General features: G+C 63.9%; 23 protein-coding genes and 1 pseudogene. 14 read left to right on the forward strand and 10 right to left on the reverse strand.

All coding sequences use genetic code 11. The features are described 5' to 3' along the window. Positions 1-88: 88 nt before the first annotated feature. The 5 genes from ACUCV0_RS01175 to ACUCV0_RS01195 all read right to left on the reverse strand — a co-directional run bounded on the left by ACUCV0_RS01175 (position 89) and on the right by ACUCV0_RS01195 (position 4,573). Positions 89-1,588 carry an RNA polymerase factor sigma-54 gene (locus ACUCV0_RS01175; RefSeq protein WP_482211807.1) on the reverse strand — a complete coding sequence of 500 codons (1,500 nt, stop codon included), beginning with the start codon at positions 1,586-1,588 and terminating at the stop codon, positions 89-91. A gap of 102 nt (positions 1,589-1,690) precedes the next feature. Continuing rightward, entirely contained in the window at positions 1,691-2,419 is a 729-nt protein-coding gene (gene lptB, locus ACUCV0_RS01180; RefSeq protein WP_017640054.1) for an LPS export ABC transporter ATP-binding protein, read from the reverse strand. After that, complete coding sequence (lptA, locus tag ACUCV0_RS01185; RefSeq protein WP_059314025.1) at positions 2,416-2,958, reverse strand: lipopolysaccharide transport periplasmic protein LptA; 543 nt, start codon at positions 2,956-2,958, stop codon at positions 2,416-2,418. The genes lptB and lptA overlap by 4 nt, the downstream gene beginning before the upstream one ends. Continuing rightward, the gene (gene lptC / locus ACUCV0_RS01190) at positions 2,945-3,517 is read right to left on the reverse strand and encodes an LPS export ABC transporter periplasmic protein LptC (protein WP_059314026.1); all 573 of its coding nucleotides are present in this window, start codon (positions 3,515-3,517) and stop codon (positions 2,945-2,947) included. The genes lptA and lptC overlap by 14 nt, the downstream gene beginning before the upstream one ends. Positions 3,518-3,598: 81 nt before the next feature. After that, positions 3,599-4,573, reverse strand: a complete 975-nt coding sequence (locus ACUCV0_RS01195) for a KpsF/GutQ family sugar-phosphate isomerase (protein WP_482211808.1) — start codon at positions 4,571-4,573, stop codon at positions 3,599-3,601. Between the two features lie 204 nt (positions 4,574-4,777). Between ACUCV0_RS01195 and ACUCV0_RS01200 the strand changes: the two genes are divergently transcribed. The 10 genes from ACUCV0_RS01200 (at position 4,778) to hisC (ending at position 12,739) form a co-directional block, all read left to right on the forward strand. Beyond that, a complete protein-coding gene (locus tag ACUCV0_RS01200) occupies positions 4,778-5,587 on the forward strand; it encodes an ATP-binding cassette domain-containing protein (protein WP_017640057.1) in 810 nt (269 codons plus the stop codon). Continuing rightward, positions 5,587-6,381, forward strand: coding sequence for a lipid asymmetry maintenance ABC transporter permease subunit MlaE (mlaE, locus tag ACUCV0_RS01205; RefSeq protein ID WP_059314028.1), 795 nt, complete (start codon positions 5,587-5,589; stop codon positions 6,379-6,381). The genes ACUCV0_RS01200 and mlaE overlap by 1 nt, the downstream gene beginning before the upstream one ends. Then, positions 6,381-6,857 carry an outer membrane lipid asymmetry maintenance protein MlaD gene (mlaD, locus tag ACUCV0_RS01210; protein ID WP_007159511.1) on the forward strand — a complete coding sequence of 159 codons (477 nt, stop codon included), beginning with the start codon at positions 6,381-6,383 and terminating at the stop codon, positions 6,855-6,857. Before mlaE ends, mlaD begins: the two co-directional genes overlap by 1 nt. Before the next feature lie 14 nt (positions 6,858-6,871). After that, positions 6,872-7,522, forward strand: a complete 651-nt coding sequence (locus ACUCV0_RS01215) for an MlaC/ttg2D family ABC transporter substrate-binding protein (RefSeq protein WP_059316835.1) — start codon at positions 6,872-6,874, stop codon at positions 7,520-7,522. Continuing rightward, positions 7,519-7,833, forward strand: coding sequence for an STAS domain-containing protein (locus ACUCV0_RS01220; RefSeq protein WP_482211809.1), 315 nt, complete (start codon positions 7,519-7,521; stop codon positions 7,831-7,833). Before ACUCV0_RS01215 ends, ACUCV0_RS01220 begins: the two co-directional genes overlap by 4 nt. 216 nt (positions 7,834-8,049) lie before the next feature. Continuing rightward, the gene (locus ACUCV0_RS01225) at positions 8,050-8,289 is read left to right on the forward strand and encodes a BolA family protein (protein WP_059314030.1); all 240 of its coding nucleotides are present in this window, start codon (positions 8,050-8,052) and stop codon (positions 8,287-8,289) included. Positions 8,290-8,311: 22 nt separating this feature from the next. Then, the gene (gene murA, locus ACUCV0_RS01230; protein ID WP_059314031.1) at positions 8,312-9,577 is read left to right on the forward strand and encodes a UDP-N-acetylglucosamine 1-carboxyvinyltransferase; all 1,266 of its coding nucleotides are present in this window, start codon (positions 8,312-8,314) and stop codon (positions 9,575-9,577) included. Positions 9,578-9,586: 9 nt separating this feature from the next. After that, positions 9,587-10,219 (forward strand): ATP phosphoribosyltransferase, encoded by a 633-nt coding sequence (hisG, locus tag ACUCV0_RS01235; RefSeq protein ID WP_007159506.1) that lies wholly within the window; start codon positions 9,587-9,589, stop codon positions 10,217-10,219. A 148-nt stretch (positions 10,220-10,367) separates the two neighbouring features. Beyond that, positions 10,368-11,687: a histidinol dehydrogenase gene (hisD, locus tag ACUCV0_RS01240; protein WP_482211810.1), complete on the forward strand. Its 1,320-nt coding sequence runs from the start codon at positions 10,368-10,370 to the stop codon at positions 11,685-11,687. After that, positions 11,684-12,739: a histidinol-phosphate transaminase gene (hisC, locus tag ACUCV0_RS01245; RefSeq protein WP_271654201.1), complete on the forward strand. Its 1,056-nt coding sequence runs from the start codon at positions 11,684-11,686 to the stop codon at positions 12,737-12,739. The genes hisD and hisC overlap by 4 nt, the downstream gene beginning before the upstream one ends. A gap of 100 nt (positions 12,740-12,839) precedes the next feature. Here the strand turns inward: hisC and ACUCV0_RS01250 are convergent, their stop codons facing one another. Then, positions 12,840-13,961: a S1C family serine protease gene (locus tag ACUCV0_RS01250; protein WP_482211811.1), complete on the reverse strand. Its 1,122-nt coding sequence runs from the start codon at positions 13,959-13,961 to the stop codon at positions 12,840-12,842. An 80-nt stretch (positions 13,962-14,041) separates the two neighbouring features. Between ACUCV0_RS01250 and ACUCV0_RS01255 the strand changes: the two genes are divergently transcribed. From ACUCV0_RS01255 to cysN, 3 genes are all read left to right on the forward strand, one after another. Then, on the forward strand, positions 14,042-14,833 hold the full coding sequence (locus tag ACUCV0_RS01255) for a Nif3-like dinuclear metal center hexameric protein (RefSeq protein WP_323148218.1): 792 nt from the start codon (positions 14,042-14,044) through the stop codon (positions 14,831-14,833). Positions 14,834-14,998: 165 nt separating this feature from the next. Beyond that, the gene (gene cysD / locus ACUCV0_RS01260; protein ID WP_313647864.1) at positions 14,999-15,916 is read left to right on the forward strand and encodes a sulfate adenylyltransferase subunit CysD; all 918 of its coding nucleotides are present in this window, start codon (positions 14,999-15,001) and stop codon (positions 15,914-15,916) included. Position 15,917: 1 nt separating this feature from the next. Continuing rightward, a complete protein-coding gene (gene cysN / locus ACUCV0_RS01265) occupies positions 15,918-17,816 on the forward strand; it encodes a sulfate adenylyltransferase subunit CysN (RefSeq protein ID WP_059314038.1) in 1,899 nt (632 codons plus the stop codon). Between the two features lie 51 nt (positions 17,817-17,867). On the opposite strand, the gene ACUCV0_RS01270 is transcribed toward cysN, so the two are convergent. Continuing rightward, complete coding sequence (locus ACUCV0_RS01270; protein ID WP_059314039.1) at positions 17,868-18,182, reverse strand: hypothetical protein; 315 nt, start codon at positions 18,180-18,182, stop codon at positions 17,868-17,870. Between the two features lie 210 nt (positions 18,183-18,392). On the opposite strand from ACUCV0_RS01270, the pseudogene ACUCV0_RS01275 reads away from it, so the two are divergent. Beyond that, positions 18,393-20,026, forward strand: a pseudogene (locus tag ACUCV0_RS01275) (Na+/H+ antiporter). On the opposite strand, the gene dapC reads toward ACUCV0_RS01275, so the two are convergent. From dapC to map, 3 genes are read right to left on the reverse strand one after another with little or no spacing between them, the layout of a single operon-like run. Next, complete coding sequence (gene dapC, locus ACUCV0_RS01280; protein WP_482211812.1) at positions 20,023-21,216, reverse strand: succinyldiaminopimelate transaminase; 1,194 nt, start codon at positions 21,214-21,216, stop codon at positions 20,023-20,025. The pseudogene ACUCV0_RS01275 and the gene dapC sit on opposite strands and share 4 nt — an antisense overlap. Before the next feature lie 24 nt (positions 21,217-21,240). Next, on the reverse strand, positions 21,241-23,940 hold the full coding sequence (locus ACUCV0_RS01285) for a [protein-PII] uridylyltransferase (RefSeq protein WP_482211813.1): 2,700 nt from the start codon (positions 23,938-23,940) through the stop codon (positions 21,241-21,243). Between the two features lie 10 nt (positions 23,941-23,950). Next, positions 23,951-24,733: a type I methionyl aminopeptidase gene (gene map / locus ACUCV0_RS01290; RefSeq protein WP_482211814.1), complete on the reverse strand. Its 783-nt coding sequence runs from the start codon at positions 24,731-24,733 to the stop codon at positions 23,951-23,953. Positions 24,734-24,967 lie beyond the last annotated feature (234 nt).

Genomic DNA, 24,967 nt, shown 5'->3' on the forward strand with positions numbered 1-24,967 from the left:
CCGCTTCTCCTTATTGCCGGGCTGCGATCGGCGAAGCTGCTCGCCGACATGACACGGGTCGATCGAGGCACGGTCACATCAGGACGCGTCAGAGGAGACGCTTGCGTTCGCTGGACGGAGCGATACCCAGGGATTCCCGATACTTAGCCACCGTGCGACGAGCGACTTGTATACCTTGCGATTCCAGTAAACCAGCGATCTTGCTGTCACTCAACGGCTTTTTCGCGTTTTCCGCCGCCACCAATTTCTTGATGATCGCGCGGATCGCGGTGGAGGAGCATTCGCCCCCTTCGGCGGTGCTGACGTGACTGGAGAAGAAATACTTGAGTTCGTAGATGCCACGCGGGGTGTGCATGAACTTCTGGGTGGTCACCCGGGAGATGGTCGACTCGTGCATGCCCACCGCCTCGGCGATGTCGTGCAGGACCAACGGCTTCATGGCCTCTTCGCCGTATTCGAGAAAACCCCGCTGGTGCTCGACGATCTGGGTCGCCACCTTCATCAGGGTCTCGTTGCGGCTCTGCAGGCTCTTGATGAACCAGCGCGCTTCCTGCAGCTGATTGCGCATGTAGGTATTGTCGGCGCTGCTGTCGGCGCGTTTGACGAAGCCCGCATACTGGGGATTCACCCGTAGGCGCGGCATGGATTCCTGATTGAGCTCCACCAGCCAGCGCTCGTTGTGCTTGCGCACGATGACGTCCGGTACCACGTATTCGGCTTCGCCGGACTCGATCTGGGAGCCAGGCCGCGGATGCAGCGTCTGGATCAGCTCGATGATCGGCTTGAGTTCCTCTTCCTTGATCTTCATGCGCCGCATCAGCTGCGCGTAGTCGCGGCTGCCGAGCAGATCCAGGTAGTCACCGACCAGGCGCTTGGCCTCGCCGAGCAAGGGGAGGGTGGCCGGCAGTTGCGCCAGCTGGATCAGCAGGCATTCGCGCAGATTGCGAGCGGCGACGCCGGCGGGCTCGAATTGCTGGACCCGTCGGAGCACCACCTCGACTTCGTCGAGATCGACTTCCAGGTCCGGGTCGAGCGAGGCATGGATGTCTTCGAGGCTTTCCTGCAGGTAACCGTCGGTATCGATGCCATCGATGATGGCCAGCGCGATCAGCCGATCGAGGTCCGACATGGGTGCCAGGTTGAGCTGCCAGAGCAGATGCGTCTGCAGGCTCTCGCCCGCCGAGGTGCGAGTGGTGAAGTCCCACTCGTCGTCGTCACTGCTGGGCAGGCTGCTGGCGCTGGTCTGGTAGATGTCTTCCCAGGCCGTGTCGACCGGCAGCTCGCTGTCGCTGGGGATGCGCTCGCTCCACTCGGATTCGTCGGCCAGCTCGTTGGTGGCGACCGAGGTTTCCTTGAAGGTGGTTTCCATGTTGCCGGAGTTCGCGTGCTCGTCGCTTTCGCCCGAGGCTTCGCTCTGGTCGAAGTCTTCCCCGTCTTCCTGGCGTTCCAGCATCGGATTGGATTCCAGGGCTTCCTGGATTTCCTGCTGCAAATCGAGCGTCGAGAGCTGGAGCAGACGTATGGCTTGTTGCAGCTGCGGCGTCATCGTCAGCTGCTGGCCCATCTTGAGGACTAGCGATGGTTTCATGGCTGCGGAAATACACCTTGTCTACCGACGCGAACAGCGCCACCGAACCTCGCGAACCCTGCGAGCGTTAGCAAATTATATGCCTTGTTTCCCCGGGTTTGCCTAGAGGCGGAATTCGTGGCCCAGATAGACTTCCTTCACCAGGTCGTTGGCAAGGACTTCTTCGGCGGTGCCTTCGGCGATGAGCTGGCCGTCATTGACGATATAGGCCGTTTCGCAGATGGTCAGGGTTTCCCGCACGTTGTGATCGGTGATGAGCACACCGATGCCCTTGGCCTTGAGGTGGCGGATGATCTGCTTGATATCGCCCACCGAGATGGGGTCCACGCCCGCGAAGGGTTCGTCAAGCAGGATGAACTTGGGCGCGGTGGCGAGGGCGCGGGCGATCTCGACACGGCGTCTTTCACCGCCAGACAGGCTCATGCCCCGGTTGTCGCGGATGTGGGTGATGTGGAATTCCTGCAGCAGGCTTTCCAGCTCGCGCAGTCGTCCGGCCTTGTCCAGGTCCTTGCGGGTTTCCAGGATGCCAAGGATGTTGTCGGCCACGGTCAGCTTGCGAAAGATCGAGGCTTCCTGGGGCAGATAGCCGATCCCGGCACGGGCGCGGCCATGCATGGGCAGCGCGGTGACATCCTGGTCGTCGATCAGCACGCGACCCTGATCCGCCTTGACCAGGCCGACGATCATGTAGAAGCAGGTGGTCTTGCCGGCGCCGTTCGGGCCGAGCAGGCCGACGATCTGGCCGCTGTCGATGCTGACGCTGACATCACGAACGACCTGACGACCCTTGTAGCTCTTGGCCAGATGCTGGGCTTTGAGCGTGACCGTCATTGTTTCTGCCCCGACTGCTGCTGATCCTTGGGCTGGATGACCATGTCGATCCGCGGCCGCGGCGTGGTGACCTTGCTGCCGTTGGCCCGTCCCGCATTGACGATCTGGCGCTGGGTGTCGTAGACGATCTTCTCGCCTTCGAAGGTGTTGCCCTGTTGGACCACCTTGGCCTGGTCGATCAGGATGATGCGGTTTTCCTGGGCGAAGTATTGGATGGTCAGGCCATAGGCCTTGACGATGTCCTTGTCCGCCGAGGGTTTCTGCTCGTAGTAGGCCGGTTTGCCCACTGCGGTGGCGACCTTGATATTGCCCTGGTTGTCCTGGGTCAAGGTCACGGTATTGCCGGTGATCTTCATGCTGCCCTGGGTGATGACCACGTCTCCGCGATACACGGCCACGCCCTGCTTGTCATCGAGCTCGGCGCTGTCGGCCTGCACGCGGATCGGCTGGGTGCGATCGGTCGGCAGGGCCCAAGCCGCGGCACTGCCCAAGGTGGCGCCGAGGGTGAACAGGAAGGGGAGGGTTTTAACGAACCTCATGCTGGCCTCTTACGTTGGACAGCAGGAGCATTCTGCCGTCTTCTAGATACGCTTTCATGCCATTGGCCGTGGTCACCCCATTGGCGGCCTCGATTCTAACGGCTTGCTCGGTTTGCGCATATTGTTTGTCAGGAAAGACGGTCATGCGGGTGGTGGTCAATACCACCGGGCGGCCTTTCGCGTCGGTACGTTCCACACGCACGTCATCGATCAGCTCCGCCTGACTGCCACCGGGGGCGACCTCGGCGCGGGCACTGCGAATGTGCCAGGGAAAGTCGGTGCCACGAAAGGCCAGCATGTCGGGCCGGGTCACCAGGGTGACGTCGGTGGCCTTGACGTGTTCGCTGCGCTCGGCCTTGAGTTCGTACTGGATCTTGCCGTCCAGGCGATACTGAATCGTCCGGGTATTGAGAGCATAACCGTCGATGGCACTGTCTTGCGGGGTCGATGACGCTGGAGCATCGACGAAGCGCTGCGGCAGGATGTTCCAGTAGCCGATCGCGATGAGCGCGGCGGCGATCAGGACCAACAGCACGGGTCGGCGCAAGCTGCGAAACATGAGGGTACCTGTGGTGGGCCGCACGGGGCGGCGGGTTGAACACGAATTGTGGGCGTATTTAGTCGGTCAGTATAACCTGGCCTACAGCACCCCGGCGCGTAGCAGGTCACCCATGTTGAGCGCGCCGACCGGGCGCCGCTCGTCATCGATCACCACCAGCGCATTGATCTTGTGCTCTTCCATGATCTTCAGCGCCTCCGCCGCGAGCATCTGGGCCCTGGCGGTTCGACCGCCGCGGGTCATCACGGTTGCGATGGGCGTGGTCCGGACATCGATACCGCGATCCAGGGCGCGCCGCAGATCGCCATCGGTGAAGATGCCGGCGAGGCGGCCATCGGCGCCCAGCACACTGGTCATGCCCAGCCCCTTGCGCGACATCTCCAGCAGGGCGTCGGATACCAGGGTGTCCTCGCTGACCTGTGGCAGATCGACGCCGGCATGCATGACGTCTTCCACCTTCAGCAACAGGCGGCGACCCAGGGCTCCGCCTGGATGGGAAAAGGCGAAGTCCTCGGCGGTGAAGCCGCGGGCTTCGAGCAGGGCGATGGCCAGGGCGTCGCCCAGGACCAGGGCGACGGTGGTGGAGGAGGTGGGTGCCAGGTTGAGCGGGCAGGCCTCGGTGGCGACGCTGGTGTCCAGGTTGACGTCCGCCGCCTTCGCCAGGGGCGAGGTGGGATTGCCGGCGAGGCTGATCAGGGGAACGCCCAGGCGCTTGATCAGTGGCAGCAGCGTCAGGATCTCGCTGGAGGTGCCCGATTGGGAGATGGCGATGATGACGTCGTCGCGGGTGATCATGCCCATGTCACCATGGCTGGCTTCGGCTGGATGCACGAAGAACGCCGGGCTGCCGGTACTGGCCAGGGTGGCGGCGATCTTGTTGCCGACATGGCCGGACTTGCCCATGCCCAGCACCACGATGCGACCACGGCAGGCGAGCAGCAGGCGGCAGGCCTGGGCAAAGCTCGCGTCGACGCGGTCACCCAGGGCGGCCACTGCCGCTCGCTCTACATCTATGGTGCGCTTGGCGGACGCGATGAAATCTATTGAGTCGGACATGGGTCAGAAGGCAGGTGACGGGACAATCGGAAATTATATGCGCAAAGCCGCGACACTCAGCAACGTCGCCCGCAGGTCAGAGGTCTCAGCGGCAACGAATGGTATAGTGCCGCCCTTTTGCCGGGGCCATCGAGCGCGAAAGCCGCGTGCCCTGACGCGGCGGAGCGGCGTCTCCCTGCACAGAGTTGAACCTTAGGAGTCTTGATGACCGTCGATAGCCCGTACGCCGTGGAGCTAAAGGGCGTTTCCTTCAAGCGCGGCACGCGTCTCATCTACGACCGTGTCGATATCCGTATCCCGCGGGGCAAGGTCACCGGGATCATGGGGCCGTCCGGCAGTGGCAAGACCACCCTGTTGCGCCTCATCGCTGCCCAGCTGCGGCCGAGCAGTGGCGAGATCTGGGTCAATGGCGCCAATCTGCCGCAGCTGTCCCGTGGCGAGCTGTTCGAGATGCGCCGACAGATGGGGGTGCTGTTCCAGAGCGGGGCGCTGTTCACCGATCTCGATGTCTTCGAGAACGTGGCCTTCCCGCTGCGGGTGCACACCAAGCTGCCCGAGGAGATGATCCGCGACATCGTCCTGCTCAAACTGCAGGCAGTAGGCCTGCGCGGGGCAGTCGAACTGATGCCGGACGAACTCTCCGGCGGCATGAAGCGCCGGGTCGCCCTGGCGCGGGCCATCGCCCTGGATCCACAAATCCTCATGTACGACGAGCCCTTCGTTGGCCAGGACCCCATCGCCATGGGCGTTCTGGTACGGCTGATCCGGCTGCTCAACCAGGCCCTTGGGCTGACCAGCATCGTGGTCTCCCACGACCTGGCCGAGACGGCCAGTATCGCCGACTACCTCTATGTGGTCGGCGATACCAAGGTGCTGGGGCAGGGCACGCCAAAGGAACTGCGCGAATCGCCGGATCCTCGGGTTCGCCAGTTCATGCAGGGCATCCCTGATGGCCCCGTACCCTTCCACTACGCCGCGCCTGATCTGCGCGATGCCTTGCTGGGGAAACACTGATGCGTAAGGTCTCCGCCGTGGAGCGGATTCGTCGGCTGGGCAAGGCCGGGCTGGACGTCGTGGCGGCCATTGGCCGCTCCGTCATCGTCCTGCTGCTGGCGGTGTTCGGTCGTGGTGGCGTGGGCAGCGGCCTACAGCTGCTGGGTAAGCAACTCTATTCGGTGGGCGTGATGTCACTGCCCATCATCGTGGTCTCGGGTTTCTTCATCGGCATGGTGATCGCCCTGCAGGGCTACAACATCCTGGTCAAGTACGGCTCCGAGCAGGCCGTGGGGCAGATGGTGGCCCTGACTCTGCTGCGCGAGCTGGGGCCAGTGGTGACCGCCCTGCTGTTCGCCGGTCGGGCCGGCTCCGCGCTGACCGCCGAGATCGGCAACATGAAATCTACCGAGCAGTTGTCCAGCCTGGAAATGATCGGCGTGGACCCGCTCAAGTACATCGTCGCGCCGCGCTTCTGGGCCGGCTTCATTTCCATGCCCCTGCTGGCCGCCATGTTCAACGTGGTGGGTATCTGGGGCGCGGCCATGGTCGCCATCGATTGGCTCGGCGTCTACGACGGCTCCTTCTGGGCCACCATGCAGAACAGCGTGATGCTCAGCGACGTGCTCAATGGCGTGATCAAGAGCCTGGTGTTCGCCTTCGTGGTGACCTGGGTCGCCGTTTTCCAGGGGTATGACTGCGAGCCGACCTCCGAAGGCATCGGTCGCGCTACTACCCGTACCGTCGTCTATGCGTCGCTTGCCGTGCTCGGCCTCGACTTCATTCTTACCGCCCTGATGTTTGGAGATCTCTGATGCAAACCCGCACCCAGGAAATCGGTGTCGGACTCTTCCTGCTGGCCGGCGTGCTCGCACTGCTGCTGCTGGCGCTGCGGGTAAGCGGTCTGACGATGAGCGACCATCACGATACCTACAAGGTCTATGCCTACTTCGACAACATCGCCGGTCTCACCGTGAGATCGCGAGTGACCATGTCCGGCGTGACCATTGGCAAGGTCACCGCCATCGATCTCGACCGCAACAGCTATCGCGGCCGGGTCACCATGCAGATCGACAAGCAGGTGGACAACCTGCCCACTGACTCCATCGCCTCCATCCTGACCGCTGGCCTGCTTGGTGAGAAATACATCGGCATCAGCGTCGGGGGCGACGAGCAGGTGCTCAAGGAAGGCTCGACTATTCGAGATACACAATCCTCGCTGGTTCTCGAGGATCTGATCGGTAAATTCCTGCTCAACTCGGTCAATAAAGACTCTTCCGCCAACAAATGATGAGAGGCTTCTTCATGCTCAAGCTAATTCGTCACGGAGTGATCGCGATCCTGGCCCTGCTGCCGCTGGTGTCCCAGGCGGCGCCCTCGGCCCATGACGTGATCCAGCAGACCACCAGTACCCTGCTCAGCGATCTCGAGGCCAATCGCGACAAGTATCGCAGCAACCCGGACGCCTTCTACGAGTCGCTCAACAGCATTCTCGGGCCGGTAGTGGATGCCGAGGGCATCTCGCGCAGCATCATGACCGTGCGCTATAGCCGCAGCGCTTCGCCCGAGCAGATGGCGCGCTTCCAGGAAAACTTCAAGCGCAGCCTGATGCAGTTCTATGGCAATGCGCTGCTGGAGTACAACAACCAGGGTATCCGCGTCCTGCCCGAAGGCCCGTCCGACGGCCCCGACCGCACCAGCGTGGGCATGGAGGTCAAGGGTAACAATGGCGCCGTGTATCCCGTGCAGTACAGCATGGTCAAGCAGGGCGAGGAATGGAAAGTCCGCAACGTCATCATCAACGGCCTGAACCTGGGCAAGCTGTTCCGTGACCAATTCGCCCAGGCGATGCAGGAAAACGGCAACGACCTGGACAAGACCATCAACAACTGGGCGGGCACCGTGGCCAAGGCCAAGGACTCTCCCGAGGCCCAGAAGGCCAAGGTCGGTTCGTGAGTCGCGCAACCATCACCCGCGAGGGCGCCCGGCTGCAACTGTCGGGCGTACTCGATCACGCCAGTGTGCCGGTCCTGCGCGAGCAGGGTCGAACCCTGATCGCTCAGGGCAGCGGTCCACTGGTGCTGGACTGCGCAGGTGTCGAACACTCCAACAGCGCCGGTCTGGCGCTGTTGCTGGCCTGGCTGCGCGATGCCCAGGCGGCGAGTCGCCCGCTGACCATCGCCGGCCTGCCGTCCGAGTTGCGGCAGATCGCCGACGTTTCGAATGCCCTGGAGTTGCTACCTCTGGCCGAGCAGGCTCACAGCTAGGTTGTGTCTAGAAAACACCTGGGCACCACCAGTTGGCCTTGGAACTCAGCGTGGAATGCTCCCTTACCCCTGGTAAACGCCGCTTCCTCGCTGGCTTTCGCCTTTCCTGACCTTGGCTTGGCGACCTTGCAAACGAGCCCTGGCAGTCATCGCAGTCGCCGTGCAGCCGGTTTTTTTGTATGATCGCCGGCTGTACTAGATTGCCGAGGTGCCGCCATGCAGGCCCAAGAAGTCAAAAGCCTCCTGGAGGCAAAACTGACCGATACCCAGGTCGAAGTGGAAGGCGAGGGCTGCAATTTCCAGCTCTACCTGATCAGCGACGAGCTCCAGGCGCTCAGCCCGGTCAAGCGTCAGCAGCAGGTCTACTCCCATCTCCAGCCGCAGATCGCCGATGGCAGCATCCATGCTGTCACCATGAAATTCTTCACCCGTGCTGCCTGGGCCGAACGCGCCTGATTCGCAGCGCCGAGAACTCGCTATGGACAAACTGATCATTACCGGCGGCAACTGCCTGAACGGTGAAATTCGCATTTCCGGGGCCAAGAACTCCGCCCTGCCGATTCTGGCCGCGACCCTGCTCGCCGATACCCCGGTGACCGTCGCCAACCTGCCGCACCTGCACGACATCACCACCATGATCGAGCTGTTCGGCCGCATGGGCGTCCAGCCGGTAATCGGTGAAAAGCTCAATGTCGAGGTGGATGCCTCCAGCATCAAGACCCTGGTCGCGCCCTATGAGCTGGTCAAGACCATGCGCGCTTCCATTCTGGTGCTGGGGCCGATGGTCGCCCGCTTCGGCGAGGCGGAAGTCGCCCTGCCCGGCGGTTGCGCCATCGGCTCGCGTCCGGTCGACCTGCACCTGCGCGGTCTGGAAGCCATGGGCGCCAAGATCACCGTCGAAGGCGGCTACATCAAGGCCAAGGCTCCGGCTGGCGGCCTGCGCGGCGCTCACTACTATTTCGATACCGTCAGCGTGACCGGTACCGAGAACGTGCTGATGGCCGCCACCCTGGCCAAGGGCCGCAGCGTCATCCAGAACGCCGCCCGTGAGCCCGAGGTGGTGGATCTGGCCAACTGCCTGATCGCCATGGGTGCCAACATCCAGGGCGCCGGTACCGACACCATCACCGTGGAAGGCGTCGAGCGCCTGGGCGGCGCCACCTATTCGGTCCTGCCCGACCGCATCGAGACCGGCAGCTACCTGGTTGCCGCCGCTGCCACCCGTGGCCGCGTCAAGCTCAAGGACACCGATCCGACCATCCTCGAGGCCGTGCTGGCCAAGCTGGAAGAGGCGGGTGCCCACATCTCCACCGGCAGCAACTGGATCGAGCTGGACATGAAGGGCAATCGCCCCCGCGCGGTAAACATCCGCACGGCGCCTTACCCGGCGTTCCCCACCGACATGCAGGCCCAGTTCATCTCCATGAACGCCGTCGCCGAAGGCACTGGCACCGTGGTGGAAACCATCTTCGAGAACCGCTTCATGCACGTTCACGAGATGGTGCGCATGGGCGCCAACATCGCTATCGAAGGCAATGCCGCCATCGTCACCGGCGTGCCCAGCCTCAAGGCCGCCCCGGTCATGGCGACCGATCTGCGCGCCTCGGCGAGCCTGGTCATCGCCGCCCTGGTGGCCGAAGGCGACACCCTGATCGATCGCATCTACCACATAGATCGCGGCTACGAATGCATCGAGGAGAAATTCCAGCTGCTCGGCGCCAAGATCCGTCGCACGCCCAAGTAAGGACCTCCGATGCTGACCATCGCCCTGTCTAAGGGCCGTATCCTCGACGACACCCTGCCGCTGCTGGCGGCGGCGGGGATCGCTCCGACCGAGAATCCGGACAAGAGCCGCAAGCTCATCATCCCGACCACCCAGGACGATGTGCGCCTGCTCATCGTTCGCGCCACCGACGTGCCCACCTATGTGGAGCATGGCGCCGCGGACCTGGGCGTGGCCGGCAAGGACGTGCTGATGGAATACGGCGGCGATGGTCTCTATGAGCCGCTCGACCTGCGCATCGCCCGTTGCAAGCTGATGACCGCAGGCGCCGTAGGCGCTCCGGCGCCGCGCGGCCGACTGCGGGTGGCGACCAAGTTCGTCAACGTCGCCAAGCGCTACTATGCCGAGCAGGGCCGCCAGGTCGACATCATCAAGCTGTACGGCTCCATGGAGCTGGCACCGCTGGTGGGTCTGGCCGACAAGATCATCGACGTGGTCGACACGGGCAATACGCTCAAGGCCAATGGCCTCGAGCCCCAGGAGCTGATCGCCCACATCAGCTCGCGCTTGATCGTCAACAAGGCCTCGATGAAGATGCAGCACGGCCGCATCCAGGCCCTCATCGAGACCCTGCGCCATGCCGTCGAGGCGCGCGGCGCCTGAGACTCAGGCCGGCACGCTGGTAGCCGGCCAAGGCTGATTCCATCTCTCTACCGTCGCCTATCCGTGCCATAGCCAAATTGTCGGGCGCCCACACGGAGCCGGCTGTTACTCTCGGGCGCCCCTTTCGCTATCCTGAAGAGGACCCGCCATGACCGCTCCGCTCGCCATCCGCCGACTCGTCGCCGCCGCTCCGGATTTCGCCGAGCATCTGGATCATCTGCTGAGCTGGGAAGGGGTGTCCGACGCCGATATCAACCAGCGGGTCCTGGCGATCATCGCCGATGTCCGCCATCAGGGTGACCAGGCGCTACTCGAGTACACCCGCCGCTTCGATGGCATCGAGACGACCTCCATGAGCGATCTCATCCTGCCGCGAGCACGCCTTGAGGAAGCCCTGACCCGGATCACCCCGAAGCAGCGCACGGCGCTGGAAGCCGCTGCTGAACGGGTGCGCAGCTATCACGAGAAGCAGCGCCAGGATTCCTGGCAGTACCAGGAGGCCGACGGCACGGTGCTCGGCCAGCAGGTCACGCCGCTGGATAGGGCTGGTCTCTATGTGCCGGGTGGCAAGGCCTCCTATCCCTCTTCGGTGCTGATGAACGCCATCCCGGCCAAGGTCGCTGGCGTGCCCGAGGTGGTCATGGTGGTGCCCACGCCCCGTGGCGAGGTCAATGAACTGGTGCTGGCGGCTGCGGCCCTGGCCGGCGTTGATCGCGTCTTCACCATAGGTGGTGCCCAGGCGGTGGCCGCCCTGGCCTATGGCACCGAAAGCGTGCCGCCGGTGGACAAGATCGTCGGTCCCGGCAACATCTATGTCGCCACCGCCAAACGCCACGTGTTCGGCAAGGTCGGCATCGACATGATCGCCGGCCCGTCCGAGATCTTGGTGGTTTGTGACGGCCAGACCGATCCCGACTGGATCGCCATGGATCTGTTTTCCCAGGCCGAGCACGACGAGGACGCCCAGGCCATCCTGGTGAGTCCGGACGCCGCCTTCCTCGACGCCGTGGCGGCCAGCATCGCCCGGCTGCTGCCGGAGATGGAGCGCGCCGACATCATCCGCGCCTCCCTGGAGGGGCGCGGTGCGCTGATCCAGGTCGCCGACATGGCCCAGGCCATCGAGGTGGCCAACCGCATCGCGCCGGAACACCTGGAGCTGTCGGTCGCCGAGCCGGAGCAATGGCTGCCCAAGATCCGCCACGCTGGCGCCATCTTCATGGGGCGCTATACCGCCGAAGCCCTGGGCGACTACTGCGCCGGTCCCAACCACGTGCTGCCGACCTCGGGCACCGCGCGCTTCTCCTCGCCCCTGGGTGTGTACGACTTCCAGAAGCGCTCCTCGATCATCCACTGCTCGGCCGCCGGTGCCTCGGCGCTGGGCCGGGTCGCGTCGGTCCTGGCCCGTGGCGAGTCTCTGACCGCCCACGCCCGCAGCGCTGAATACCGTATTCAGGAGGAGCAGGCATGAGCGAGCTCTGGAGTCCCTTCGTCAAGAATCTGGTGCCCTATGTGCCAGGCGAGCAGCCCAAGCTGACCAATCTGGTCAAGCTCAACACCAACGAGAATCCCTATGGGCCTTCGCCGCGGGCGCTGGACGCCATCCGCGCCGCGGCCACCGACGACCTGCGTCTCTATCCCGACCCCAACGGTCAGGCGCTCAAGGATGCCGTCGCTCAGTATTACGGCATCCAGAGCGATCAGGTCTTTGTCGGCAATGGCTCGGACGAAGTCCTGGCGCACATCTTCCTGGGCCTGTTCGGTCACGGGCGGCCGGTCCTGTTCCCGGACATCAGCTACAGCTTCTATCCGGTGTACTGCGGCCTCTACGACATCGCCTTCGAGACCCCGGCGCTGGATGAGGATTTCCAGATCGTCGTCGAAGACTATTTCCGGCCCAATGGCGGCATCATCTTCCCCAATCCCAATGCGCCCACTGGCAGCGCCCTGGCGCTGGAAGCTATCGAGCGTATCGTCGTTGGCAACCCGACGTCCGTGGTGGTGGTGGATGAAGCCTACGTCGATTTCGGTGCAGAGTCGGCGGTCGCCCTGATCGGGCGCCATCCCAATCTGGTGGTGACCCAGACGCTGTCCAAGTCCCGCTCCCTGGCCGGTCTGCGAGTGGGTCTGGCCATGGGCCAGGCGCCGCTGATGGAAGCCCTGGAACGAATCAAGAACAGCTTCAACTCCTATCCGCTGGACCGCCTGGCGTTGGCCGGGGCGGTGGCCGCCTTTGAGGATCGCGCCTATTTCGACGAGACCTGCCGGCAGGTGGTCGAAAGCCGTGAAAGCCTGGTGGCCCAGTTGCTGGAGCGGGGCTTCGAAGTATTGCCCTCGGCGGCCAACTTCATCTTCGCCCGTCATGTGCAGAAGGGTGGGGCGGCGCTGGCGGCGGGGTTGCGTGAGCACGGCGTCATCGTGCGCCACTTCAGCCGACCCGAACGCATCGCCGACTTCCTGCGCATCACCATCGGCACGCCGGCACAGAATCAGGCGCTGATCACGGCCCTCGACGCTCTCTGAGAGCTTGTCAAAGACCGCGGCGTGTCGGTCAGACGGCATTGAAAATGCCTTGTTTGGCTTTAGCTCAGAGCCTTTAGCAGGCTCTGAGCGCCGCGGGCGGCTAGCGCGCCTTCTCCATCAGGGGACGCAGACCGACAGTGACCTTGAGTTGCAGGGTCTTGTCCTGCCGCCGCACCTCGATGGGTATGCTGTCGCCCGGCTGCTTGCGGGCGATCTGATTCATCGCCAGTCGACCATCCTTGATCGGCTGCCCAGCCAGCTTGACCAGCACGTCGCCAGCGCGCAGACCGGCCTTGTGCGCCGGCCCATCGGGATCGATGTCCGTCACCACGATGCCCTGGTCGACCTTGAGGCCGTAGGTCTTGATCAGTTCCGGGGTGATCACCTCCACCGCCACGCCCAGCCAGCCCCGGATGACCTGACCATGCTGGATGATCGACCGCATGACCTCCATGGCCAGCTTGATCGGGATGGCGAAGCCGATGCCCTGGGAGCCGCCGGAGAGGATGGCGGTGTTGATGCCGATCAGGTTGCCATTGGCATCCACCAGCGCCCCGCCTGAATTGCCCAGGTTGATCGCCGCATCGGTCTGGATGAAGTCCTCGTAGGTGTTGAGACCCAGCTGATTGCGGCCGGTGGCGCTGATGATGCCCATGGTCACGGTCTGGCCGACGCCGAAGGGGTTGCCGATGGCCAGCACCACGTCGCCGATGCGGATGGCGGTCGAATCGCCTACCGAGATGGCTGGCAGATTGGGCAGGTCGATCTTGAGCACGGCGAGGTCGGTGGCCGGATCGTTGCCGATCAGCTTGGCCAGAGTCTGGCGACCGTCGGCGAGCGCGACCACGATGGATTCGGCATCGAGCGTCACATGGTTGTTGGTCAGCAGGTAGCCATCATGACTCATCAGCACCGCCGAGCCGAGGCTCAGCTCTTCCACCGGCTTGGCCGGGCTCTTGCGGTCGTTGGCCGTGTCGCCGGCCTTGCCCGGCTTGGCTGCCTTGGTCGAGCGCAGCGACACCACCGCCGGTGCTGCCCGACTCGCCGCATCGGCGTAGGAGACCGGCCCCTGCTGGCGCCCAGGCGAGGGCGCCTGGGCGGCCTCGAACAGCGGCGGCTGGACCGGTAGCCCGAGCCACTGGGGATAGTGCTGCATGATCAGGGCTGCAACGAGCAGACCGCACAGCACGGGCCAGCCGAGATAACGCAAAGCCTTGTACATCGATCACATCCTTGAATTTGTCCGCCCGGAGTGCGGCGGATAAGCTGGCGGCATTATAAGGAGCGGCGCCGCTCGATGACATGCCGGGGCGCCGCCACAGAGGAGGTAAGCCGTCCGTGACCCTGTCCCTTGATCTACTGGTAGAAACCGCCGACCGTTACCTGGAGACGGCCCGTATCCAGGATTATTGCCCCAATGGTCTGCAGGTCCAGGGCCGTGGGCAGCTTCGCCTGCTGGTCAGTGGCGTCACGGCCTCCCAGCAGTTGCTGGATGCCGCTGTAGCGGCCGGTGCCGATGCCATCCTCGTGCACCACGGCTACTTCTGGAAAAATGAGGATGCCCGTCTCATCGGCATGAAGCACCGCCGGATCAAGACCTTGCTGAGCCACGACATCAGCCTGCTAGCCTATCACCTGCCGCTGGACGTCCATCCCGAAGTGGGCAACAACGTTCAGCTGGGACGCCGCCTTGGCGTGCAGAACATTCGTCCGCTGCCGGGCGATGCCAGGGGGCTGATCTGGGAGGGCGAGCTGGCCGAGCCGTTGTCCGCGACGGATTTTGGTCGGCGGGTAGCGGATACCCTGCAGCGCCAGCCGCTGGTGGTCGATGGCGGACGATCGATCCGGCGCCTGGCCTGGTGCACCGGAGGCGCCCAGGGCTATATCGATCAGGCCATCGCGGCGGGCGTGGACGCCTACCTGACCGGTGAGGTATCCGAGCAGACGGTGCACAGTGCCCGCGAAAACGGGGTCAGTTTCTTCGCTGCCGGCCACCATGCTACCGAGCGCTATGGGGTACAGGCGCTGGGCGACTATCTGGCCACTCAACTGGGCGTGCAGCATCTATTCATCGACTGCGACAACCCGGCCTGAGCGTCATAAGCATATAGCTTCTAGTTCTAGAAGGGCTGTCGGGACATAACCATTGCCTATGATAAGGTTGAGGTTCGTCCACGGCCCGCTCTGTCCGGTGTGTCCAGTCGACTGGATGCCGCAACGGACATCTCCTAGGCCACCTTTCTGCAATCGTGAGTAGCCATGCTCGACAAACAGACGCACCTCAAACAGCTTGAGGCGGAAAGCATCCACATCATCCGTGAAGTGGCCGCCGAGTTCGACAATCCGGTCATGCTGTATTCCATCGGCAAGGATTCGGCCGTGATGCTGCACCTGGCCCGCAAGGCCTTCTTTCCCGGCAAGCTGCCGTTCCCGGTACTCCACGTGGACACCGGCTGGAAATTCCAGGCCATGTACGAATTCCGCGATCGCATGGTTGAGGACATGGGGCTCGATCTGTTGGTGCACAAGAATCCGGAGGGGATCGCCCAAGGCATCAACCCCTTCACCCATGGCAGCGCCAAGCACACCGACATCATGAAGACCCAGGGCCTCAAGCAGGCGCTGGACAAGTACGGCTTCGACGCAGCCTTCGGCGGGGCCCGCCGTGATGAAGAGAAGTCCCGCGCCAAGGAGCGCGTCTACTCCTTCCGCGACAGCAAGCACCGCTGGGATCCCAAGAACCAGCGTCCCGAACTGTGGAACATCTACAACGGCAAGACCAACAAGGGCGAGTCGATCCGGGTCTTCCCGCTGTCCAACTGGACCGAGCTGGACATCTGGCAATACATCTATCTCGAAGGCATCCCGATCGTGCCGCTGTACTTCGCTGCCGAGCGCGAGGTGATCGAGAAGAACGGCACCCTGCTCATGATCGACGACGACCGTATCCTCGAGCACCTCTCGCCCGAGGAAAAGGCGCGTATCCACAAGCGCCAGGTGCGCTTCCGTACCCTCGGCTGCTACCCCCTGACCGGCGCGGTGGAGTCCCAGGCGACGACGCTGACGGACATCATCCAGGAGATGCTGCTCACCCGCACCTCCGAACGCCAGGGCCGGGTCATCGACCACGATGGCGCCGGATCCATGGAAGAGAAGAAACGTCAGGGGTATTTCTAAGATGTCGCACCAATCCGATCTGATCGGCCAGGACATCCTGGCCTACCTCGCGCAGCACGAACGCAAGGAGCTGCTGCGCTTCCTCACCTGCGGCAACGTCGACGACGGCAAGAGCACCCTGATCGGGCGCCTGCTGCACGACTCCAAGATGATCTACGAGGATCACCTGGAAGCCATAACCCGCGACTCCAAGAAGGTGGGCACCACCGGCGAGGAGGTCGACCTGGCGCTGCTGGTGGACGGTCTGCAGGCCGAGCGCGAGCAGGGCATCACCATCGACGTGGCCTATCGCTACTTCTCCACGGCCAAGCGCAAGTTCATCATCGCCGACACCCCCGGCCATGAGCAGTACACCCGCAACATGGCCACCGGGGCCTCCACCTGCGACCTGGCGATCATCCTGGTCGATGCCCGTCACGGCATCCAGACCCAGACGCGCCGGCACAGCTACATCGCTTCGCTGCTGGGCATCAAGCACATCGTGGTCGCCATCAACAAGATGGACCTGCTGGGCTTCGACCAGGCGGTGTTCGAACGCATCAAGGACGACTACCTGGCCTTCGCCCAGCGCATCGAGCTGGGCGCCAAGGACATCCACTTCGTCCCCATGTCGGCGCTCAAGGGCGACAACGTGGTGAATCGCAGCGAGCAGACGCCCTGGTACAGCGGCAAGTCGCTGATGGAAATCCTCGAGACCGTGGAGATCGCCGCGGATCGCAATCTCGACGACCTGCGCTTTCCGGTGCAGTACGTCAATCGGCCCAACCTCAACTTCCGTGGCTTCGCCGGGACCCTGGCATCGGGTGTCGTCACCAAGGGCGATGCCGTGGTGGTCCTGCCGTCGGGCAAGGGCAGTCGGGTCAAGTCCATCGTCACCTACGAAGGCGAGCTGGAGCAGGCCGGTCCGGGCCAGGCGGTGACCCTGACCATGGAAGACGAGATCGACATCTCCCGGGGCGACGTCCTGGTGCATGCCGACAACCGTCCCCAGGTGACCGACAGCTTCGAGGCCATGCTGGTGTGGATGGCCGAAGAGCCCATGCGCCCGGGCAAGAAGTACGACATCAAGCGCGCCACTAGCTATGTGCCGGGTTCGCTGCCGAGCATCGTGCACACGGTGGACGTCAATACCCTGGAACGCGGCGCCACCAGCGAGCTCAAGCTCAACGAGATCGCCCGGGTCAAGGTGGCCCTGGATTCCCCCATCGCCCTGGACGGCTATGGCGTCAACCGCACCACCGGCGCCTTCATCGTCATCGATCGCCTGACCAATGGCACCGTAGGTGCCGGCATGATCATCGCCGACCCGGTAGGTAGCGCTGGCCATGGCCAGAGCGCGCATCAGCTGCACGTCGCCACCAGCGAGCGGGCTGCCCGTTTCGGTCAGCAGCCCACCACGGTGCTCTTCACTGGCCTTTCCGGTGCCGGCAAGACCACCCTGGCCTATGCCCTGGAGCGGCGCCTGTTCGACGCCGGTCGCGCGGTCTTCGTGCTGGATGGCCAGAATCTGCGCCACGACCTGAACAAGGGCCTGCCGCAGGATCGCGCGGGTCGTCGCGAGAACTGGTTGCGCGCCGCCCAGGTGGCCCGTCAGTTCAACGAGGCGGGCCTGATCGCCCTGGCTGCGTTCGTCGCGCCGGATGCCGAGGGTCGGGCCCAGGCCCAGGCACTGATCGGTGCCGAGCGCCTGCTGACGGTACACGTCAAGGCTTCGCCAGCGGCTTGCGCCGAGCGGGATCCCCAGGGACTCTACACCGCCGGTGGCGACAATATCCCGGGCATCTCCTTTGCCTACGATGCGCCCGAAGACGCCGATCTGGTACTGGATACCGAACAGCTGTCGGTGGAGGAGGGGGTCCAGCAGATCCTCGACGTCCTGCGGCGACGCCAGGTGATCTAAGGCCTGCAGCGATAGAAAAAACCCGCCTTTCGGCGGGTTTTTCATGGGCCTTTACCAGCGTGGGGGCGGGCCATAGTAGTAGGCGCCAGGTGGCGGGCCGTAGTACACGGGGCGCGGCTCAACCACGCGATACTCGTAGACCGGTGCCGGCTCGTAGTAGACCACGCGCGGCGGTGGCGGCGGCGGTGGCCCCTCGATGTAGACCGGCTCGCGGGCATAGGAGTGGGAGACGATGGCTCCGCCAACCACGGCGCCAACCACTGCACCAAGAAAGGCCGGGCCGGGACCACGACCGTGGGCGGACGCCTGACCGGCGATGGCGAGGCAACCGGCAAGCACCACAGCTTGAGTGATGCGACGTAGCATGATGATTCTCCTGCGACCCGGGGTGATGAAACCGGGCATCTCTATCAGACCGCAACGATGGCCGCTCGCCTAGGCAGCCCGGGGTAAAGTTTGGGTAAACCAAATACTTCGACATCAGTCCCAACAACCTGAGGTCGACGTGTCCCCAGCCTCGCGGGACGCATCTTCTGTATCTGGTACCGCGACCAGTGCCCCGACCACGAGACCACTGTGCAGATTCTCTATACCGCTCTGATCCTCTTGCTGATGGTGGGCGCCACCCGTCTCAGCGCCCACCTCATTCCCATTCCGCTGCCACTGATCCAGGTGGTGGTGGGCGCCTTGCTCGCCTGGCCCACGCTGGGGTTGCATGTCGCCCTGGATCCCGAACTCTTTCTGTTGCTGTTCATACCGGCGCTGCTGTTCTCCGATGGCTGGCGCATGCCCAAGCGCGAATTCTGGTGCTGCGGCGCCCCATCTTCGTACTGGCCTTCGGCCTGGTGTTCCTCACGGTGCTGGGCGCCGGCTGGTTCCTGCACTGGATGCTCAAGCTGCCCTGGGCAGTGGCCTTCGCCCTGGCTGCTGTGTTGTCACCAACCGATGCCGTGGCCGTTTCCAGCATCGTCCGCGGACGGCTGCCCAGTGCGCTGCTGCATGTGATCCAGGGCGAGGCCCTGCTCAACGATGCCTCGGGCCTGGTGACCTTCAAGTTTGCCGTGGCGGCAGCCCTGACCGGCGCCTTTTCGCTCAGCCAGGCCAGCCTGGATTTCGTCATCGTCGCCGTGGGTGGGGCGCTGGTTGGCGGGGTGTTGAGCTGGCTTGTCGGTCGTGCCCGGGCCTGGATGGTGATCCGGCGAGGCTGGAGCGATGCCGCACCCCATGTCGTCTTCATGCTGTTGCTGCCTTTCGCCGCCTATGTGCTGGCGGAGCGACTGGGCGTCTCGGGCATCCTCTCGGCGGTGGCCGCCGGGATGATGCAGAGCCGGGTCGACATGCTGCCTCGGCAGACCGCCACCCGGCTGCTCAATCACAGCGTCTGGGGGCTGGTGGAGTTCGCTTTCAACGGCCTGGTATTTCTCATCCTTGGCCTGCAGCTGCCTGACATCCTGGCGGCCGCGCTGCCAGCTTCCCAGGCGCTCTGGCCGGCCGCGGGCTGGCTGACGCTCTACGTGGTGGGGGCCTATCTGGTGATCATGGCCATTCGCTTCGGGGTCATCCTGGGCTATTGGCACCTGACCCAGCCCGGCAGCGGCCCTATCACCATCGCTGGCGATCCCCGCTGCATCGCCGCCATCGCTTCCCTCAGCGGGGTACGCGGCGCCGTGACCCTGGCGGGTGTGCTGTCGCTGCCGCTGATGCTGTCGGATGGCACGCCTTTTCCCCTGCGTGATGTCCTGGTATTCATCGCCGCCGGCGTGATCCTGCTGTCACTGGTGGTGGCGAGCGTCGGCATTCCGCTGCTCCTGGCGCGTTTGCCGGAGCAGTCCAACGACCTGCTGGAGCGTGAACGCTGCGAGGTGCGGATCAATGCCGCCCGGGCGGCCATCGGGGCCTTGGAGGACGTGGAGTCAGACGATGCGGACGAACCAGCCCGGGCAGCGCTGCAGGCGGAGATCAAGGCCGGCATCATTGCCGAGTTTCGCGACGAGTTGAGTTCCGCCGATGACAGCGAGGACGCCCGTTCCTTGGCGCGTCTGCGGGACACCCTGGATGGCGAGCTGCGTCTGCTCGCCATCCGCGCCCAGCGTCGCGAACTCTATCGGCTGCGCATCGCCGGCGTGATCGATGACCTGGTGGTCAGCGAATTCCTGCGCGAACTGGACATCCAGGAGACCGCGCTGATGCGCGATCAGGGCAACCGCTAGCCCTTGCAGAAGCGGCGGATGCGCTCCGCAGCTTCCACACACTCGGCCAGGGGGGCGACCAGCGCCATGCGTACCCGTCCGGCACCTGGGTTGGTGCCCTCCACCTCGCGCGAGAGGTAGGAGCCCGGTACGACCGTCACGTGCTCGCGAGCGAAGAGGTCGCGGGCGAAGGCTTCGTCATCGCCGGGGGTCTTGGCCCAGAGATAGAAGCCGCCGTCCGGCAGGGAGACGTCCAGACTGCCCTGCAGAATGTCCAGTACGGCGGCGAATTTCTGCCGGTAGAGCGTGCGGTTCTCACGGACATGGGCTTCGTCGCGCCAGGCTACGGCACTGGCCTTCTGCACCTGCACCGGCATGGCGCAGCCGTGATAGGTGCGATAGAGCAGGAAGCGCTTGAGGATGGTGGCATCGCCGGCGACGAAGCCGGATCTCATGCCCGGCAGGTTGGAACGCTTGGACAGGCTGTGGAAGACCACGCAGCGGGCGAAGTCGCTGCGACCCAGTTCGGCGCAGGCGGTCAGCAGGCCGGGCGGCGGGCTGGCTTCATCGAAGTAGAGTTCGCTGTAGCATTCGTCGGCGGCGATCACGAAATCGTGGCGGTCGGCGAGTTCGATGAGCTTCTTCAGCGTTTCCAGGGGCAGCAGGGCGCCCGTGGGATTACCCGGGGAGCAGAGGAAGAGCAGCTGGCACCGCTGCCAGACCGTATCCGGAACGCTATCGAAATCGGGGTTGAAGCCGTTGTCCGCCAGGCAGGGCAGATAATGCGGCTCGGCGCCGGCCAGCAGGGCCGCCCCTTCGTAGATCTGATAGAAGGGATTGGGGCTCAGCACCAGACCGTGCTTGCTGCGATCCACCACTGCCTGGGTAAAGGAGAACAGGGCTTCCCGGGTACCAGTGACTGGCAGCACGTGGCGAGCCGGATCCAGCCAGCCCGCTGGCACGGCGAAGCGCCGGCCGGCCCAGTCGGCGATGGCCTCACGCAGGTCGGCGATTCCCAGTGTGGTGGGATAGACCGCCAGCTGATCCAGATTCGCAGTCAGCGCCTCGGCGACGAAGGCCGGTGCCGGGTGCTTGGGCTCGCCGATCGACAGCGGGATGGGCCTGATCGAAGCCGGCGGGGTGACGGTGGCGAGCAGGGCACGCAGTTTCTCGAACGGATAGGGCTGCAGCAGGTCGAGGGTGGGATTCATCGTCGGGTGGTCCTTCGTTCGAGACTAGATGCTGATGCGACTGAGTGGCGTCTGGCTGTCCCGCTCGCCCAGCTGCTTGATCAGGGCTTGCTGCAGCGCGGCGCAGAGTCTGGGGTCCGAGAGCGGGCGACCGTCGGCGTCGGTCACGTAGAAGACGTCTTCCACGCGTTCGCCGAGGGTGGCGATCTTGGCGTTGAGCACGGACAGGTCGAAATCGAGGAAGATCCGTCCCACCCGCGCCAGCAGACCGGGTCGGTCGGGCGCCGTCAGTTCGATGAGACTCGCCGAGCGCGTCGTGTCGGTATAGATGTTCACCTGGGGCGAGAAGGCGAAATGCTTGAGCTGGCGGGTCACGCGCCGATTGATGATGCTCGGGTATTCTTCCGGATGCTTGAGCGCCTCGATCAGGCCGGCGCGGATCTGGGCGATACGCGCGGGATTGTTGCCAATCGAGCCGCCATCGGTATCCAGCACGATGTAGGTGTCCAGGGTGAACTGGCTGCTGGAGGTGATGATGCGTGCGTCCTGAATGTTCAGGTTGAGCTGGTCCATCACCGCCACGGTAACCGCGAAGAAGTCGTGCTGGTCCGCGGCATAGATGAAGATCTGGGTGCCGCCCTCGGAGTCACGTTGGGTGGTCTCGCGGATCAGCACCAAAGGCTCGGCGGTATCGCCATGGCCGAGGATGGCCTCGGTGTGCCAGGCGACGTCCAGTGCGGTGTGGCGCAGGAAATAGGTATCACCCAGCTGCGACCAGAGCTGCTCGGCGTCATCGGCATCGATGCCGCGGCGCATCAGGGTGTCCAGCGCCGATTGCTGGGTACTGCGGATCTGCTCCTCGCGGTTGACCGGATTCTCCAGGCCCCGACGCAGGGCACGCTTGGTCTCGGTGTATAGCTGGCGAAGCAGGGTGGCGCGCCAGGAGTTCCATAGCGACGGATTGGTCGCGGTGATGTCGGCCACGGTCAGGACATACAGATAGTCCAGGTGGGTGTGGTCGCCAACGGTCAGGGCGAAGTCGTGGATGACTTGGGGATCGGAGAGATCCTTGCGCTGGGCGGTGGTGGACATCACCAAGTGGTTGCGTACCAGCCAGCTGACCAGGCGGGTGTCCCACTCCGGCAACTGGTGGCGGCGACCGAAAGCTTCCACGTCTTCCGCGCCCAGCTCCGAGTGATCGCCACCACGACCCTTGGCGATGTCGTGGTAGAGGCCGGCGACATAGATCAGCTCCGGCTTGGGCAGCTTGTGGATCACCCGCGTCGCCAGCGGATACTTCTCGGCGAGGACGTCGTAGCTCATCTTGCGCAGATGCTTGATGAGATTGAGGGTGTGGGCGTCGACCGTATAGATGTGGAAGAGGTCGTGCTGCATCTGCCCGACGATCTGGCCGAATTCGGGCAGGTAGAGCCCCAGCAGGCCATAACGATTCATGCGCCGCAGATTGCGGTGGATGCCGGATTCGCTCTTGAGCAGCTCGATGAACAGGCTGGTGTTGCGAATGTCCTGGCGGAAGGCGTCATCGATCAGGTGACGGCTGTCGCGTAGCAGGCGGATGGTACCGGCGCTCGGTCCCTTGATCGCAGGGTTCTGCGCCAGCAGGACGAACAGCTCCATCAGGGCGAAAGGGGTGCGCAGGAAGACCTGGGGATGCACCACCTCGAGATAGCCGTTACGGATCTGGAACCTGTTGTTGAGCGGGGTGACCGCGGCAGGCACCTGCTCGTCGCGTAGATTCACTTCCTCGAAGTGCTGCATCACCACGTCGCTGAGCTGGGAGACGTCCATCACCACCCGGTAGTACTTCTGCATGAAGCGTTCTACCGCGAGCTTGGCGTCGTTGTCCTCGTAACCGAGCAGATTGGCGATGCGCCGCTGGTGGTCGAACAGCAGGCGGTCCTCGGCGCGACCGGCGAGCATGTGCAGGGCATAGCGGACCTTCCACAGGTACTCCTGTGCCGAGGTCAGCAGGCCGCATTCGCTTTCGGTCAGAAAGCCCTGGCCTACCAGCGCCTGTAGATTGAGGGTGCCGAACTGGCGCCGGGCGATCCACAGCAGTGTCTGGATATCGCGCAGACCACCCGGTGAACCCTTCACATTGGGTTCCAGGTTGTATTCGGTGTCGTTGTACTTCGCGTGCCGCGCGCTCTGTTCGGCACGCTTGGCTAGGTAGAAGGCGCGTCCGGGCCAGAGATGCTCGACGCCTGTCGCCGCCAGCATCGCCTGGCGCAGGTGCTCGGGGCCGGCGAGGGTGCGGCTTTCCATCAGGTTGGTGATCACCGTCAGGTCGGCCAGGGCCTCGGTGGTGCATTCGCGCAGGGACCGGACGCTTTGCCCCACGGCCAGGCCCACGTCCCATAGCAGGGTCAGGAAGCCTTCGATGGATGCGCGGAAGCGCTCCTGCTCTTCTTCGGCGAGCAGGATGAGCAGGTCGATATCCGAGTGTGGATGCAGTTCGCCGCGGCCATAGCCGCCTACGGCGAGCAGGGCGATGCCGTCAGACGGCCAACTGAAGCGATTCCAGGCCGCCGTGAGTAACTGATCGATGAACCAGGCGCGATCCTCGACCAGGCGACGCACGCTGCGTCCGGCCAGGAAACGAGCATCCAGGGTGGCGTTTGCGGCACGGATGAATTTCTTGAAGGCCGCGAGAGGGCTGGCTTTCAGCGAAAGCTCAGCCTGGAACTGGCCGGCGTCGAACAACTCCGAATCGACCTGGGGCATGGGTGCTCACTCACGCAGAAACGCGGGGAAAGGTTTCGTCCTTTCTCAGGGTCAGGATCTCGTAACCCTCTTCGGTGACCAGCACCGTGTGTTCCCACTGCGCGGACAGCTTGCGGTCCTTGGTGATGGCGGTCCAGCCATCGCCCAGCAGGCGGGTCTCGTAGCGGCCCTGATTGATCATCGGCTCGATGGTGAAGATCATCCCGGCCTGCAGCTCGAGGCCAGTGCCGGCGCGGCCGTAATGCACCACCTGCGGCTCCTCGTGGAAACCCTTGCCGATGCCGTGACCGCAGTATTCGCGGACCACCGAGAAGCCGTTCTTCTCGGCATATTTCTGGATGACCTCGCCGATGTCGCCCAGACGAGCGCCGGGACGGACGAGCTCGATGCCCTTGTAGAGACACTCCTGGGTGACCTGGCAGAGGCGGTCGGCCCACTCGGGAACGTCACCTACCAGGTACATCTTGCTGGTATCCCCGTGATAGCCATCTTTGATCACGGTAATGTCCACGTTCATGATGTCGCCGCTCTTGAGTGGCTTGTCATTGGGAATGCCATGGCAGACCACGTGGTTCAGCGAGGTGCAGATGGATTTGGGGTAGCCCTTGTAGTTCAGCGGGGCGGGAATGGCCTGCTGCACGTTGACGATATAGTCGTGGGCCAGTCGATCCAGTTCTTCGGTAGTGATGCCGGGACGCACGTGTTCGTCCAGCATTTCGAGCACCTCGGCGGCCAATTGGCCGGCGACGCGCATCTTGGCGATGTCTTCAGGGGTCTTGAGGATGACGGTCATCGGAAATCTCTAGGTATCACGCCGGGTGTTAGCTTTCGATCCGTTATTCTATCAGAGCTGGTGCCCTTGCTGTGGCCACCGGCGGCACCCCGGATCTCCGGTGTCCACCAATCGCCGCTGGTGGTATCCGATAAGGCGTGATATAAAGTCGCGCGCTTTTTCGGGGCTCTGCCCTTTAGCGCTCCTAACCCCACACACGCATCGACACGATGACCTGGGTGCTTCCCAAGGGAA

Source organism: Pseudomonas sp. VMV1 (assembly GCF_056790235.1).

Bases quoted from the DNA above. Each gene is read 5' to 3' on its own strand.
- ACUCV0_RS01255 (WP_323148218.1), top strand. From the start codon at position 14,042: ATGCCGGGGCGCCGCCACAGAGGAGGTAAGCCGTCCGTGACCCTGTCC.
- ACUCV0_RS01270 (WP_059314039.1), bottom strand. From the start codon at position 18,182: ATGCTACGTCGCATCACTCAAGCTGTGGTGCTTGCCGGTTGCCTCGCC.
- cysD (WP_313647864.1), top strand. From the start codon at position 14,999: ATGCTCGACAAACAGACGCACCTCAAACAGCTTGAGGCGGAAAGCATC.
- ACUCV0_RS01285 (WP_482211813.1), bottom strand. From the start codon at position 23,940: ATGCCCCAGGTCGATTCGGAGTTGTTCGACGCCGGCCAGTTCCAGGCT.
- cysN (WP_059314038.1), top strand. From the start codon at position 15,918: ATGTCGCACCAATCCGATCTGATCGGCCAGGACATCCTGGCCTACCTC.
- murA (WP_059314031.1), top strand. From the start codon at position 8,312: ATGGACAAACTGATCATTACCGGCGGCAACTGCCTGAACGGTGAAATT.
- mlaD (WP_007159511.1), top strand. From the start codon at position 6,381: ATGCAAACCCGCACCCAGGAAATCGGTGTCGGACTCTTCCTGCTGGCC.
- mlaE (WP_059314028.1), top strand. From the start codon at position 5,587: ATGCGTAAGGTCTCCGCCGTGGAGCGGATTCGTCGGCTGGGCAAGGCC.
- hisD (WP_482211810.1), top strand. From the start codon at position 10,368: ATGACCGCTCCGCTCGCCATCCGCCGACTCGTCGCCGCCGCTCCGGAT.
- ACUCV0_RS01175 (WP_482211807.1), bottom strand. From the start codon at position 1,588: ATGAAACCATCGCTAGTCCTCAAGATGGGCCAGCAGCTGACGATGACG.
- ACUCV0_RS01250 (WP_482211811.1), bottom strand. From the start codon at position 13,961: ATGTACAAGGCTTTGCGTTATCTCGGCTGGCCCGTGCTGTGCGGTCTG.
- ACUCV0_RS01225 (WP_059314030.1), top strand. From the start codon at position 8,050: ATGCAGGCCCAAGAAGTCAAAAGCCTCCTGGAGGCAAAACTGACCGAT.
- lptA (WP_059314025.1), bottom strand. From the start codon at position 2,958: ATGAGGTTCGTTAAAACCCTCCCCTTCCTGTTCACCCTCGGCGCCACC.
- ACUCV0_RS01200 (WP_017640057.1), top strand. From the start codon at position 4,778: ATGACCGTCGATAGCCCGTACGCCGTGGAGCTAAAGGGCGTTTCCTTC.
- lptB (WP_017640054.1), bottom strand. From the start codon at position 2,419: ATGACGGTCACGCTCAAAGCCCAGCATCTGGCCAAGAGCTACAAGGGT.
- map (WP_482211814.1), bottom strand. From the start codon at position 24,733: ATGACCGTCATCCTCAAGACCCCTGAAGACATCGCCAAGATGCGCGTC.
- dapC (WP_482211812.1), bottom strand. From the start codon at position 21,216: ATGAATCCCACCCTCGACCTGCTGCAGCCCTATCCGTTCGAGAAACTG.
- ACUCV0_RS01215 (WP_059316835.1), top strand. From the start codon at position 6,872: ATGCTCAAGCTAATTCGTCACGGAGTGATCGCGATCCTGGCCCTGCTG.
- ACUCV0_RS01195 (WP_482211808.1), bottom strand. From the start codon at position 4,573: ATGTCCGACTCAATAGATTTCATCGCGTCCGCCAAGCGCACCATAGAT.
- lptC (WP_059314026.1), bottom strand. From the start codon at position 3,517: ATGTTTCGCAGCTTGCGCCGACCCGTGCTGTTGGTCCTGATCGCCGCC.
- hisC (WP_271654201.1), top strand. From the start codon at position 11,684: ATGAGCGAGCTCTGGAGTCCCTTCGTCAAGAATCTGGTGCCCTATGTG.
- hisG (WP_007159506.1), top strand. From the start codon at position 9,587: ATGCTGACCATCGCCCTGTCTAAGGGCCGTATCCTCGACGACACCCTG.